This window comes from Ochrobactrum teleogrylli (genome assembly GCF_006376685.1).
GTDB classification, from domain to species: domain Bacteria; phylum Pseudomonadota; class Alphaproteobacteria; order Rhizobiales; family Rhizobiaceae; genus Brucella; species Brucella teleogrylli.
Genome location: NZ_VEWL01000005.1, coordinates 208659 through 221738, shown reverse-complemented (window position 1 = coordinate 221738; position 13080 = coordinate 208659). Strand labels below are relative to the sequence as shown.

Here is a 13080-nt window from a genome sequence, read left to right as displayed (position 1 = left end):
TCCTCAAAGCACCGAAATCTTGGTCCGCTCGGCAATTTTCGGCAGAGGCGGTGCGGCCATGAAACGGTCGTGCAACTCCTTGAGAACCTTGGTTGCCATCGGAGAAAGCACCCGTGGCGGCGCTGCCATGGTTTCTTCCGGCTTGGCGTTGGCCACCTGCGGCGCAGGGTTTTTAGGCGGGGCGGGGAAAGGCGGCGTGACGCCGGGTATCGGCTTCAGTTCGACGTTTAGATGCGCATAGGACATCATGCGCTGCCATGCCATGGCAGGCAGAATGCCGCCGGTCAAATCCTTCATCGGCGTGAAATTGTCATTGCCGAACCAGACCGCCGCCGTGAAATTGCCGGTGAAGCCGACAAACCAGGCATCGCGATAGTTCTGCGTCGTGCCGGTCTTGCCGCCCACGCGGGTCATGGGCAGTGCGGCGCGACGGCCCGTCCCGCGCTCGGGCACCTGAACCAGCATCGAGTTCATCTCGAAAGCGGCCTTTTCAGACAGAGCGCGGTGCGGCTTTGGCGCATCGCGGGTGAAATCCCACAATACACGACCGTCCGAAGAAACGATCTGCGTGAAGGCGTGACGATTGCCCGCCATGCCGCCATTCGGAAACACATTGAAGCCGGTGGCCTGATCCATCACCGTCATTTCGGATGTGCCAAGCACCATCGTCTTGTGCGAGGAGATCGGCGATTCCACCCCCATTGCCTTGGTCAAGGCGACAATCGGTGCCGTGGTCAGGTAATCCTTCGCGAGGCGCACCGGCACGCTGTTCAGCGAGCGCACGAGTGCCGTCGTCAGGTCGACCCGACCCGCGAAGCTGCGGCCATAATTGCGCGGCGACCAGTTGCCCCAGCTGACGGGCGCATCGGAGACGATGGTTTTGGGCGTCAGGCCCTTTTCCATCGCTGCCGCATAGACATAAGGCTTGAAGGACGAGCCCGCCTGACGCAGCGCCCTGGTCGCGCGGTTGAACTGGCTTTCGCCATAGTCGCGCCCGCCGACAAGCGCCCGCACCGAGCCGTCATTGGCGAGAACGACGGTTGCGGCTTCCGCAACATTATAGTCCTTGCCATATTGGCGCAGGTGATATTCGAGCGATTCCTCCGCTGCCCGCTGGATATTGCTGTCCAGCGTGGTGCGTACGATCAGCGTGTGCTGCGGCATCTGGCCTGCCACGCGCTTGACCTCATCGAAGGCCCAGTCGAGGAAATAGTCCGGGCTTTCGTTCTTGGCGCGGTCGATGACGCTTGCCGGATGACGGCGGGCGACGGCGACCTGACCTTCGCTCAGGAAACCGCTTTCCACCATATTGGATAAGACGACATTGGCGCGTGCACGCGCGGCAGGCAGATTGACATGCGGCGCGAATTTGGCCGGTGCCTTGAACAGACCCGCCAGCATGGCGGCTTCCGCGAGCGAGACATCCTTGATGTTCTTGCCGAAATAGAATTCGGACGCGGCTGCAATACCGAATGTGCCGCCGCCCATATAGGCGCGGTCAAGATAGAGCTGAAGGATTTCCTTCTTGCTCAGATTGCTTTCCAGCCAGAGCGCCAGAAAGGCTTCCTTGATCTTGCGTTCCAGCGTTCGTTCGTTGGAGAGAAACAGGTTCTTGGCAAGCTGCTGGGTAATAGTCGAACCGCCCTGCACGACGCCATTAGCGCGCATATTCTGGCTGAGCGCACGGCTGAGGCCCCAGAAATCGATGCCATAATGGTCGAAGAAGCGTCGGTCTTCGGTGCCCAGCACCGCCTTGATGACATGATCCGGCAATTCGTCGATGGGCACGGCCTGACGGTGCAGAATGCCGCGCTGGCCGATTTCATTGCCGTAACGATCAAGGAAAGTGACGGCATAATCGTCCTGCGCGCGCCAGTCTTTCTTGGTTTCCTCAAAAGCGGGCAGCGCCAGCATCAAAAGCACGACAGAACCCGCGACGCCGAGCGTAAAACCCTCGTCCAAAACCTCGACGACAAAGCGCCGGAAGCCGCGCACGCGAAAGCGGCGCGAAAAGATGGTGATGTTTTCCCACCATTCGCCGAGACGGAAATGCAGATTGTACAGGCCTGAATCAATCCAGGCGTCGAGTCCAATCAGGCGCGAAACCCGGAAGGGTTTCCGCTGCTTTTTTCCGGAATCTTTGTCTGCCGTATGACGCATAAACTCTGACTTCGGCACTAGAGAATTGGGAAACGCACTGAACTTGCTCTTTTATTATAGCAAACTAATAGGCCAGGAGCCTAGTGGGTGGAAGTTGACGATTGGTTGCCAAAGGTTGGACGTGCAAATTTTTAATGGCAATCGTGAAAAACCAGTAGAAACATAATGTTGCCCGATATTTTATAATTCTGCGCTTTGAGCTGGGGGTGAAGCGGATGTTCCGGGTAGATGTTATTTTTAAGTATATGCTTAAATATGGAATCTGCAGCCCATATCATAAAACAGGAAAATATTCGTTAAATAGGAAAAAAGTCCTTGACTGCGTAACGGTGCTTTGGTAGTCATTCGGTACGGTCGAAGAAGTGTAACCGCAGTCGCTGATTGCGGGAATAACCTGTCGAACCAAACATGTTCGTAACCCCGAAGGCGCCCGCGCTTCCGGGGTTTTTTTATAAGCACAGGTGCCGCAGTTGGACATCACAACAAGACAAGCGCGGAGCGAGAAGCGTATCCGGCATGCCTATGCATTGCAGATGGCTCACGGCATCGACAGTGCCGAAATGGCGGAGGTGCTGGGTTATTCGCTGGATAATTATCTGATGCGGTTGCGCCGGTTGCAGCTGGTCGGACCATCCGGTGCGGCGCTGAAACCGCAGGTAAAAGCCGATCCGGCATTGGAGCGGTTGCAGACCGAATTGAAACGGCTGCTCGAAGCGGAAGAGTTGCCGGACAAGGGGAAGGCGGAAGCCTTGATGGCGCTGGCAAGGGCTGTGAAGACGGTGAGCGAACTTTCTGCCGAAGCGGCCACCCCGGCGCGCTCGGAAGAAAATTCCACGGTCAGCGTCAACGAGGCGCGACAGGCTCTGATCCGCATAGACAGGAGAATTGAGGAACTTGCAAAAAGGCGCGCAAGGGAAATCCTGGAGCGCGGGCTTGACGCGAATGCAGGTGATGGCGGCGGGGGAGGAGTGGTTTCTCCGGGCGCGTGACGCGCAATTGCCGCCCGCCGGAGACTGGCGCGTCTGGCTCATTCTTGGCGGACGCGGTTCCGGCAAGACGCGGGCGGGCGCGGAATGGGTTTCCGGCATGGCGCTGGGTCTGCCGCCTTTCACGCAAAAGCCAAGCGGGCATATCGCGCTGGTCGGTGAAACTTTCAATGATGCGCGGGAGGTGATGGTCGATGGGCCATCGGGGATTTTGTCGGTGTCGCGGCTCTGCCGCCCTCGCTATGAGGCAACGCGCCGCCGTCTGATCTGGGACAATGGTGCGACGGCGACGTTGTTTTCGTCGGAAGACCCGGACAGCTTGCGCGGGCCGCAATTTGCCGCCGCCTGGTGTGACGAGCTGGCGAAATGGAAGCATCCGCAGGAAACCTGGGACATGCTGCAATTCGGTCTGCGGTTGGGAACGTCACCACGACAGGTCGTCACGACCACACCGCGCGCGGTGTCGTTGCTGAAAACATTGATGGCGGATGACGGTGTTTCGATGACGCATATGCGCACCGATGAAAACGCCGCCAATCTGGCTGATGGTTTCATCGCCACCATCAACCGGCGTTATGCGGGCACGCGCCTTGGGCGACAGGAACTCGACGGCGAACTGATCGAGGAGCGTCCGGGTGCGCTGTGGTCGCGCGATCTGATCGAGCGCGGTTTCGAGGAAAGCGCACCACCCTTGGTTCGTATTGTTGTCGCCGTTGACCCACCGGCCTCGTCGGGCAAGGCATCGGATGCCTGCGGCATTGTCGCGGCGGGTATCGATGCGGAGGGGATAGGGCATGTGCTGGTCGATGACAGCATGTCGATGGCCAAGCCGCATCAATGGGCGCGCAAGGCTATCGCGCTTTATCACCGTCTGGAGGCCGACACGATTGTCGCCGAGGTCAATCAGGGCGGCGAGATGGTGGCTGCGGTGCTGGCGGCGGAAGACCCTTCGGTGCCGGTGCTGAAACGCCATGCGACACGGGGCAAGTGGCTGCGGGCGGAACCCGTCGCGGCCTTGTACGAGCAGGGGCGGGTGCGCCATGCGGGTCGGTTTTCCGCTCTGGAAGACGAGATGTGCGATTTCGCGCCGGAAGGGCTTTCCAGCGGTCGCTCGCCGGATCGTCTTGACGCGATGGTTTGGGCGTTGGGCGAGCTGATGCTGGGTACGGATATGAAGCCCCGCATCCGGCGCTTCGGCTAAATTTTAGAAAAACTGGAGAGGCCACTTTATGGCTTGGAACTGGGCTTGGAAAAGGCCGGGGCGCGAAACTGCGTCGCGTCTGCCTGCAACCGTGAATGCGGGGCGTGAGCTGAAAATGGCAAACGGTTTCGTGGCGCTGCATGTCGAACGCAATGCGTCGTGGATTGCGCGGGATTATACGACGCTTGCTCGCGAAGGGTTTATGCGCAATCCGGTCGCGCATCGCTGTGTGCGCCTGATTGCCGATGCGGCCAGTAGCGTGCCATGGCTGCTCTATGAAGGCGTGATGGAGCATGACACGCATCCGCTTCTCGACCTGATCGCATCGCCGCAATCGGGCATGGATGGCGCGAGCTTTCTGGAAAGGCTCTACGGCCATTTACTGATTTCCGGCAATGCCTATGTGGAGCGGGTCGATCTGCCAAGCGGGCGGATTGAATTGCATCTGCTGAAGCCGGAACGTGTCAGCGTCGAAACGGATGCCAATGGCTGGCCGCAAGCGCTGGTCTACCGTTCCGGCTCGACGGTGCGGCGTATTGCGCTTGGAACGGAGACGGCTGCGGGTCTGCACCTCAAACTGTTTCATCCGCTCGATGACATCTATGGTTTCGCACCGCTCGAAGCCGCCCTGATGGCGCTTGATACGCATAATGCTGCGGGCGCGTGGAACAAGGCGTTGCTGGATAATTCGGCGCGTCCATCGGGAGCGTTGGTCTATGCGCCGAAAGATGGCGGCAATCTGACCGAGGAACAGTTCGAACGGCTGAAGGCCGAACTGGAAGAGGGCTATACCGGCGCGTCCGGTGCCGGGCGACCGCTGCTTCTGGAAGGCGGGCTCGACTGGAAGGCGATGGGTTATAGCCCGCAGGATATGGATTTCATCGAAGCCAAGAATGGCGCGGCACGCGACATTGCGCTGGCTTTCGGCGTGCCGCCGATGCTGCTCGGCATTCCCGGCGACAATACCTATGCCAATTACGCCGAGGCCAACCGCGCTTTCTATCGCCTCACCGTGCTGCCCTTGATGGGACGCATGACCAAGGCGTTCAGCCATTGGCTGGGGCCGCTTTTCGGCGAGAATTTGCGCCTCGACTACGATGCCGACCGCATTGAGGGGCTTTCGTCTGAACGCGAAGCGTTGTGGCGGCGCGTGTCCGATGCGCCTTTCCTCACTGATGACGAAAAGCGCGAAGCGGTTGGCTATCAGCCTCACACAAAAAGCAGGAGGTCGTCATGAGCAATCTGAACGACACGGTTTTTGCATCTGATGCCGCATGGCTTTGGTTCGCCAAGGTGGCGGGTGCGGTTGCGGGCTCGGCGGTATCGCTCGCCTATATGCTGCCGCATGGCAGGCGCGAAGCGGCGATCCGCTTCGCCGTCGGCATTATCTGCGGCATGGTTTTCGGTGGCGCGGCGGGTGTGAAAATCGCCGAAGCGCTGGCGCTTGATGCCGCGCTCGGTCGGGCGGAACTGATGCTGATGGGATCGGCATCCGCCAGCCTCGCCGCCTGGTCGGCGCTGGGCGTTTTCAAGCGTTTCAGCGAACGGCTTAAACATGCAGCCCTGCCGGGCATTCTCCCCGCCGAAAGGAGCACCGATGGCGAAGCCTGATCTGAAGCTCGAAACCAAACGCGCTTCGCTGGCGCTTGAAGATGTCGAGATCGACGGCAGCTTTTCCGGCTATGCCAGCATTTTCGGTCTGCCGGATCTCGGCGCCGATGTGATCGAGCGCGGCGCTTTCAGCCGTGCACTACGAGAACGCGGCACTTCGGGCATCCGCATGTTGTGGCAGCATGATGCGGCGGAGCCGATCGGCGTCTGGACGCAGATCAGGGAGGATGCGCGCGGGCTCTACGTCGAAGGCAGGCTTGCCAAGGGCGTGGCGCGGGCCCGCGAGGCGCTGGATCTCTTGCGCTCGGGCGGCATTGACGGGCTGTCCATCGGCTTTCGCACGGTGAAGGCGCGGAAAGATGCGCGCACCGGTCTGCGCCATATTCTGGAAGCCGATCTCTGGGAAATCTCGGTGGTGACCTTTCCGATGCTGCCGCAGGCGCGCATCGGTCAGGTCAAATCGGATTTACCGACCATCAGGGAATTCGAACGCTGGCTCACGCGGGATGCGGGGCTGAGCCGTGCGAGCGCACGAACGGTCATAGCCAAGGGCTATGCGGCGCTCGGCGAAAACCGGATAGCGCGGGACGCCATCCGGCATGAGGAAGCCGGTCTTGCGCAGCGTATGCGCGATGCCGCGAAAACAATCTCCAATTAAACAGGAACTCCATGGAAAAAATTCATGCCATCCCGCTTGAAACCAAAAGCGTGGAAACGAAGTCGCTTGTCTCGCATCAGAATGGCGATGTCGGCGAGGCTTTCGAGGAATTCATGACCGCGTTTTCGGCCTTCCGCGATGCCAATGACGAACGGCTGAAGAAGGTTGAAAAACATGCGGGCGTGGACGTGCTTCTGACCGAAAAGGTCGAGCGCATCAATCGCGCACTGGATGAGCAGAAGCATGCGCTCGATAGTTACGTGTCGAAACAGTCGCGTCCGCAGCTTGGCGGCGCTTCGGTTATTGGCAATGTCGAACACAAGCAGGCCTTTGATGGCTATGTGCGTCGCGGTGACGAGCAGACGCTGCGCGGCATCGAGCAGAAGGCGCATTCCTATGCTTCAGGTCCGGATGGCGGCTATCTGGTGCCTGCCGAGCTTGAAACCGAAATCGGACGCAGGCTGGCCGTGCTGTCACCGATCCGCGGCATTTCCGGCGTGCGTCAGGTATCAGGTGCGGTTCTGAAAAAGCCGTTCTCCATCACCGGTCCGGCAACGGGCTGGGTCGGCGAAACAGATGCCCGTCCGCAGACGGCATCGGCGAAGCTTGCCGAATTGCAGTTCCCGACCATGGAAATCTACGCCATGCCAGCGGCGACCGCAGCGCTTCTCGACGACGCGGCGGTCAATGTCGAACAGTGGATTGCCGAGGAGGTGGAAACCGCCTTCGCCGAGCAGGAAGGCGCTGCCTTCGTCAATGGCGATGGTGTCAACAAGCCGCGGGGTTTCCTGAATTATGACAGTGTCGCTGAAAGCGCCTGGGAATGGGGCAAGCTTGGCCATATCGCCACCGGCGTCGACGGTGCGCTGCCTGCGACTGACCCGTCCGACAAGCTGATCGAGCTTATCTATGCGCTGAAAGCCGGTTATCGCCAGAACGCCAATTTCGTCATGAACCGCAAGACGCAGAGCGTGTTGCGCAAGCTGAAGGACAAGGACGGCAATTATCTCTGGCAGCCGCCATCCGCCATTGGCGACAAGGCGTCGCTGATGGGCTTCGGTCTGGTCGAGGCCGAGCACATGCCCGACATTGCAGCCGATGTTCCGGCGATTGCCTTTGGTGATTTTGGACGCGGCTATCTGGTTGTCGACCGAATCGGTGTGCGCGTGCTGCGCGATCCATATTCCGCAAAACCCTATGTGCTGTTCTACACCACCAAGCGAGTCGGTGGTGGCGTACAGGATTTCGACGCGATCAAGCTGCTGACCTTCGCAGCTTAGGCATAAGACCGACTGGTATTTTTCTCAGGTCTTTTGAAGCCCCACTGCCGGTTTTGGCAGGTGGTTTTGCGCTCGCGAGAGGTGAAACTTGTAGAGGGCGTTGAGTGTAACTGACTGATTTGAAAGTTATCGTTTAGGGGAAATTCCATGACAATGTTTCTTGTCACGCCGCCGGCAGTCGAGCCGGTGACGATCGAAGACGCACGCACATTTTTGCGTATCTCGACACAAAGCGAAGACACCATTCTGGAGCGCCTGATCAAGACGGCGCGGGAACTGGTGGAAGCCGAAACCGGCCTCGCGCTGATCGACCAGACCTGGCGGCTGCGCGTGGATCGCTGGCCGCGTTCGGGCCGTCTGGCGCTGTTCAAATATCCGGTTTCAGCCGTGACCGAAGTGGTCGCCTACCGCGCAGACGGCACGGCAATCAGCTTCGCGCCGGAGGAGTTCGAGCTGCAGCTTGGCCGTCGTCCGCAACGTCTCTATATGGCGCCTTATCCCGACGCCCCGACCTTCTGCGGCATCGAGGTGGACTTCGTGGCGGGCTTCGGCACCACTGCCGATACGGTGCCGGAGGTTTTGAAACAGGCGATCCTGAGCCTCGTCGCCCATCTTTATGAATCGCGCGCAGGCGTCGATGCTGGTTCCGCGGCGGTGTCCTTTCCACCGATGGTCAACCAGATGGTCGATGGCTGGCGACGGATTTCTCTATGAACAATGTGCTCTTCATCGATCCGGGCCAGCTCACTGCGGAGCTGGCTCTGGAAATGTTGCAGCCGGTGGCCGACGGTATGGGCGGTTATGCTGAAGCATGGGTGGAAATCGCGACGGTCTGGGGACGCATCGAACCCGTTTCGGTCGGGCAGCGCGATTTCGGCACACGACCGCAGCCACAGGTAACGCACCGCATCCTGCTGCGGTTTCGCGACGATATTTCAACCGCCATGCGGCTGCGCAAGGGCGCACGTCTGTTCCGGCTCAGCGCGGTGCATGACCCGGACGAGACCGGGCGTTACCTCGTCTGCCTGGCGGTCGAGGAGGGACGATGAACATTGCGATGAAGCTGACGGCGGAGGGGCTGGTGCGGGCGCTGCGCTGGAAGGCTTTGGCCGTCAGCGACGATCTGATTTTCGACAGACAGGCGCTTGCGCAGAGTGCTGGCGCTAAAATGGTAACTTCCAGCGGGGACCCGGATGGAACTTGGAGCGGCAGCATTACAGAGGGCGCTCTTTGACGCCCTGAAAGACGACGACGGACTGAAAGAAACACTCGGCGGCGAACGGATTTACGACCATGTGCCGCCGAAAACACCATTCCCCTATGTGACGCTTGGCGAGACATCCAGCCGCGACTGGAGCACGGCCAGCGAAAAGGGCGACGAGCATTTCGTCAACATACAGATTTGGGCGAAGGAAAGCGGGCGCAAGCGCGTGCTGGACATCGCCGCGAAGATTGCGAGCCGCCTTGATGAGGGGCCGCCGGTTACGGTGGATGGGCATCATCTCGTCAATCTCATGCTGACCGAAGTGATCGCCCGCAACACGGACGGTCTCGGCAGCTATCTCGGCACCATGCGCTATCGCGCGGTGACCGAGCCTTTGATTATCGAGCGCGTTTCGATCTGATTTTATCAGATCGGCGCTCTAACCATCTGTTTTTACGCACATCTTGTCCGAAAACCGTTTCACACTTTTCGGGATGTGCTCTCATCCAGGAGAAATGAATGGCGGCTCAAAGAGGCAAGGATATCTTGCTCAAGACGGCGCGCGGTGATGGCAGCTTTGAGACATGCGCGGGTCTGCGCACCAAGCGCATTGCCTTCAATGCGGAAACCGTCGATGTAACCGACGCGGATTCTGCCGGACGCTGGCGTCAGCTTCTGGCGGGCAGTGGTGTGCAGCGCGTTTCGGTCAGCGGGTCGGGTATTTTCAAGGATGCCGGATCGGACGCTCTGGTGCGCGATCTGTTTTTTGACGGTGAAATAGTTGACTGGCAGATCGTACTGCCGGATTTTGGCACCGTCACCGGGCCGTTTCAGATTACGGCACTGGAATATGGCGGCGATCACGACGCCGAAATGACCTTCGAGATTGCGCTGGAATCAGCGGGCTATATGACCTTCGGTGCCGTCCTATGATGGCCAACCGCCATCGCGGCGAGGTTGCCGCAAAGCTCGATGGTCGCGACTGGATTCTCTGTCTCACTTTGGGCGCGCTTGCCGAGCTGGAAACAGCTTTCGAAGCGGATAATCTTTCGGAACTGATTGCGCGGTTTTCGACAGGGCGGCTGTCGGCCCGCGATATGTTGCGTATTCTCTGTGCGGGCCTGCGCGGCGGCGGTCATGCCGTCAGCGAAGAAGATGTCGCCGATATGCGGGCCGAAGGCGGTGCCGCCGGTTTCGCGAGCGTGGTCGCCGCACTCCTGACCGCCACATTCGGCACATCTGCAAAGCCGGAAAGCGATTCTCCGCCAAACCCTTGAGAGCCGCAGTTGAATCGGAATCTTCGCCGAAGCCTTTCCCGTGGGATGAGGTGATGCGGGCGGGTTTCGGTTTGCTGCGGCTTTCCTCACAGGCTTTCTGGTCCATGACCCCGCGTGAACTTTCGGCGGCACTCGGACCGCTTACGCCGCAGCGCGACGCGCCCACGCGCCATGCGCTCGATGCGCTGATGCGCGCTTTTCCCGACAGGTGATTTAATTGACAGACGAAACCGTAACCGTATCCGTCGATGCGGATACAAGCGCGTTCGACCGCGCCTTGACCGATCTCGAAAAGCGCTCGTCGAGTTTCGGTCGAAGCCTGACTTCGGCGTTGAAAGGCGCGATCACCTCCGGTCAGGGGTTGGAGGATGTGTTGCGCAGCCTCGCGACCAGTCTGGCCGGTTCGGCCCTATCGGCAGGCTTGCAGCCGCTGCAAGGTCTTGCTTCCTCGGCGATTGGCGGGCTGACGAGCGGCATCAGTTCGATCATGCCTTTCGCCAAGGGTGGGGTCGTGTCCAGCCCGACCTATTTCGGCATGGGGTCCGGTTCGCTCGGCCTCACTGGTGAGGCAGGTGCGGAAGCGATCCTCCCGCTGGCGCGTGGGGCGGATGGCCGTCTTGGCGTTGCGACGGGCGGCGGCGGCAGCCCGGTGCAGGTCGTGTTCAATATGACATCGCCCGATGCATCGTCGTTCAGAAAATCCGAGGCACAGCTTTCGACCATGCTGGCGGGTGCGGTGCGCCGCGGCGCAAGGAGATTGTGAACATGACGAACGCCTTTCATGATGTGCGCTTTCCGCTCGGCGTTTCCTTCGGGGCAACCGGCGGGCCGGAATGGCGCAACGAGATTGTCACGCTCACCTCGGGGCTGGAAAAGCGCAATGCGCGCTGGGCGCATTCCCGCCGTCATTTCGATGTCGGCACGGGTCTGCGTTCGCTTGATGATCTCAAAACTGTGCTGGGTTTTTTCGAGGCGCGGCGCGGGTCGCTTTATGCGTTCCGGTTTCGCGATCCTTTCGATTATTCATCCGCGCCGGGCAATATTCCGCCGACCTATCTCGATCAGAAACTGGGCAGCGGAGATGGCGCGACACCGCACTTCCAGCTCATCAAGAGCTATGAGAGCTACGACCGCCCGGTGACGCGTCCGGTCGCCGGATCGGTGACGGTCGGGGTCAATGGCGCGCGCATGGATGAAGGCGAGGCGTTCATGGTCGATCTTGCGACCGGGCAGATCACGTTCACACCAAGCTATGTGCCGGGCGTCGGCGCTGTGGTGACGGCTGGGTTCCTGTTCGATGTGGTCGTGCGTTTCGACACGGATCGCCTGGCAGCCAGCATCGCCTCGTTTCGCGCTGGTGAAATTCCATCCATTCCGATCATTGAGGTGAAGTCATGATCCCGGTTCCGGCAGCGCTTGAATCACATTTGCAAGGCGAGGTGACAACCCATTGCTTCGCATGGATTATCCGCCGTCAGGACGGTTTGGTTATGGGCTTCACCGATCACGACCGGACACTCACGGTCAATGGCGTCGCCTGCGAACCGCAGACCGGGCTGAGCAGTTCCGAGGCCTCGACCACGCTTGGCCTTTCCATCGCGGGTGGCGAGGTTGAAGGCGCGCTGTCGTCCGCGAAGATTAGTGAGACGGATATCGAAAACGGGCGCTATGACGGTGCGGCGATAGAAGTCTATCTGGTGAACTGGTCGGCCCCGGACCAGCACATGCTGTTGCGCCGCTGGACGGCGGCGAAAATCAGCCGTTCGGGTGCAAGCTTCGTCATGGAGCTGAAGGGCATTGCGGCCCTGTTCGACGCTGTGCGCGGCAGGCGGATCATGCGCTTGTGCGATGCCAGTCTGGGTGACGGGCGCTGCGGGGTGAATCTCGGCGACCCCCGTTATTTTGCGGATGGCGTGGTGGTGACCGCCAATGGTGCTGAAGTGACAGCGACCGGTCTTGCCGGTTTCGCAACGGGCTGGTTCGCGAATGGCTATCTCACCTGGATGAACGGCAGTAATGTCGGCGCGAAAATACGCGTGCTGGATCACAGCGGAACCACCTTGCGCCTCAGCGAGCCGCCGGTTCTGCCGATTGCGGCAGGCGATAGTTTCCGCGTGGTCGCTGGCTGCGACAAGAGCTTTGTCACCTGCAAGGCCAAGTTTTCCAATGGCGTCAATTTTCGTGGCTTCCCGCATCTGCCGGGCAACGATGCCGCCTATAGCTATGTCAGCGGCGAGCAGGAATATGACGGGAGCGCGTTGGTCCAATGACGATTGCCGAACGGGTTCTGATCGAGGCCGAACGGTGGCTCAGCACGCCCTATCGGCATGGCGCTTCGACGCTTGGCGTGAGCTGCGACTGTCTCGGTCTGGTGCGCGGCATCTGGCGGGCGCTCTATGGCTGCGAGCCGGAAGACGCCGGTGCCTATGCGCCCGATTGGGGCGAGGTGACAGCGGGCGACCGGCTGCTTGATGCCGCGTCCCGGCACATGGCGCGGCGCGAGACCCGCGAGGCGCTGCCGGGCGATCTGATCGTCTTTCGCTGGCGGGCCGATGTGGCCGCGAAACATCTTGGCATCATGGGCCGCGAGAACCGGTTTATCCATGCCTATGAGGGCCATGGCGTTATGGCCTCGGCGCTGGTGCCGCAATGGCGCAGGCGGATTGCCGGCATTTTCATTTTCCCCGAAAGGACAGACTGACC

18 protein-coding genes are annotated in these 13080 nt (G+C 60.2%); 17 read left to right on the top strand and 1 reads right to left on the bottom strand.

All coding sequences use genetic code 11. The features are described from left to right. Positions 1–3 precede the first annotated feature (3 nt). A complete protein-coding gene (locus tag FIC94_RS10960) occupies positions 4–2160 on the bottom strand; it encodes a penicillin-binding protein 1A (protein ID WP_140024886.1) in 2157 nt (718 codons plus the stop codon). A 533-nt stretch (positions 2161–2693) separates the two neighbouring features. Between FIC94_RS10960 and FIC94_RS10955 the strand changes: the two genes are divergently transcribed. The 17 genes from FIC94_RS10955 (at position 2694) to FIC94_RS10875 (ending at position 13078) form a co-directional block, all read left to right on the top strand. After that, positions 2694–3149: a hypothetical protein gene (locus FIC94_RS10955; RefSeq protein WP_371830906.1), complete on the top strand. Its 456-nt coding sequence runs from the start codon at positions 2694–2696 to the stop codon at positions 3147–3149. Beyond that, positions 3103–4347, top strand: a complete 1245-nt coding sequence (locus FIC94_RS10950) for a DNA-packaging protein (protein WP_442945217.1) — start codon at positions 3103–3105, stop codon at positions 4345–4347. Before FIC94_RS10955 ends, FIC94_RS10950 begins: the two co-directional genes overlap by 47 nt. A gap of 28 nt (positions 4348–4375) precedes the next feature. Further along, positions 4376–5584: a phage portal protein gene (locus FIC94_RS10945; protein WP_140024884.1), complete on the top strand. Its 1209-nt coding sequence runs from the start codon at positions 4376–4378 to the stop codon at positions 5582–5584. After that, on the top strand, positions 5581–5958 hold the full coding sequence (locus tag FIC94_RS10940; RefSeq protein ID WP_140024883.1) for a DUF6107 family protein: 378 nt from the start codon (positions 5581–5583) through the stop codon (positions 5956–5958). The genes FIC94_RS10945 and FIC94_RS10940 overlap by 4 nt, the downstream gene beginning before the upstream one ends. Continuing rightward, entirely contained in the window at positions 5945–6616 is a 672-nt protein-coding gene (locus FIC94_RS10935) for an HK97 family phage prohead protease (RefSeq protein ID WP_140024882.1), read from the top strand. Before FIC94_RS10940 ends, FIC94_RS10935 begins: the two co-directional genes overlap by 14 nt. A gap of 11 nt (positions 6617–6627) precedes the next feature. After that, entirely contained in the window at positions 6628–7896 is a 1269-nt protein-coding gene (locus tag FIC94_RS10930; RefSeq protein ID WP_140024881.1) for a phage major capsid protein, read from the top strand. 147 nt (positions 7897–8043) lie between these two features. Further along, positions 8044–8610 (top strand): head-tail connector protein, encoded by a 567-nt coding sequence (locus FIC94_RS10925; RefSeq protein ID WP_140024880.1) that lies wholly within the window; start codon positions 8044–8046, stop codon positions 8608–8610. Beyond that, positions 8607–8945 (top strand): phage head closure protein, encoded by a 339-nt coding sequence (locus FIC94_RS10920; protein ID WP_140024879.1) that lies wholly within the window; start codon positions 8607–8609, stop codon positions 8943–8945. Before FIC94_RS10925 ends, FIC94_RS10920 begins: the two co-directional genes overlap by 4 nt. Then, complete coding sequence (locus FIC94_RS10915) at positions 8942–9130, top strand: hypothetical protein (protein ID WP_140024878.1); 189 nt, start codon at positions 8942–8944, stop codon at positions 9128–9130. Before FIC94_RS10920 ends, FIC94_RS10915 begins: the two co-directional genes overlap by 4 nt. Continuing rightward, positions 9090–9521 carry a DUF3168 domain-containing protein gene (locus tag FIC94_RS10910; RefSeq protein WP_140024877.1) on the top strand — a complete coding sequence of 144 codons (432 nt, stop codon included), beginning with the start codon at positions 9090–9092 and terminating at the stop codon, positions 9519–9521. Before FIC94_RS10915 ends, FIC94_RS10910 begins: the two co-directional genes overlap by 41 nt. A 98-nt stretch (positions 9522–9619) precedes the next feature. Beyond that, positions 9620–10033: a phage major tail protein, TP901-1 family gene (locus FIC94_RS10905; RefSeq protein WP_140024876.1), complete on the top strand. Its 414-nt coding sequence runs from the start codon at positions 9620–9622 to the stop codon at positions 10031–10033. Beyond that, positions 10030–10377, top strand: a complete 348-nt coding sequence (locus FIC94_RS10900; RefSeq protein ID WP_235891993.1) for a gene transfer agent family protein — start codon at positions 10030–10032, stop codon at positions 10375–10377. The genes FIC94_RS10905 and FIC94_RS10900 overlap by 4 nt, the downstream gene beginning before the upstream one ends. Positions 10378–10430: 53 nt before the next feature. Then, on the top strand, positions 10431–10589 hold the full coding sequence (locus FIC94_RS10895; protein WP_371830903.1) for a rcc01693 family protein: 159 nt from the start codon (positions 10431–10433) through the stop codon (positions 10587–10589). A 5-nt stretch (positions 10590–10594) separates the two neighbouring features. Further along, on the top strand, positions 10595–11140 hold the full coding sequence (locus tag FIC94_RS10890; protein ID WP_140024875.1) for a phage tail tape measure protein: 546 nt from the start codon (positions 10595–10597) through the stop codon (positions 11138–11140). A gap of 2 nt (positions 11141–11142) precedes the next feature. Then, positions 11143–11775 (top strand): DUF2460 domain-containing protein, encoded by a 633-nt coding sequence (locus FIC94_RS10885; RefSeq protein WP_140024874.1) that lies wholly within the window; start codon positions 11143–11145, stop codon positions 11773–11775. Beyond that, entirely contained in the window at positions 11772–12647 is an 876-nt protein-coding gene (locus FIC94_RS10880) for a phage/gene transfer agent baseplate hub protein (protein ID WP_140024873.1), read from the top strand. The genes FIC94_RS10885 and FIC94_RS10880 overlap by 4 nt, the downstream gene beginning before the upstream one ends. After that, positions 12644–13078: an NlpC/P60 family protein gene (locus tag FIC94_RS10875; RefSeq protein ID WP_140024872.1), complete on the top strand. Its 435-nt coding sequence runs from the start codon at positions 12644–12646 to the stop codon at positions 13076–13078. Before FIC94_RS10880 ends, FIC94_RS10875 begins: the two co-directional genes overlap by 4 nt. The last annotated feature ends 2 nt before the right edge of the window (positions 13079–13080 follow it).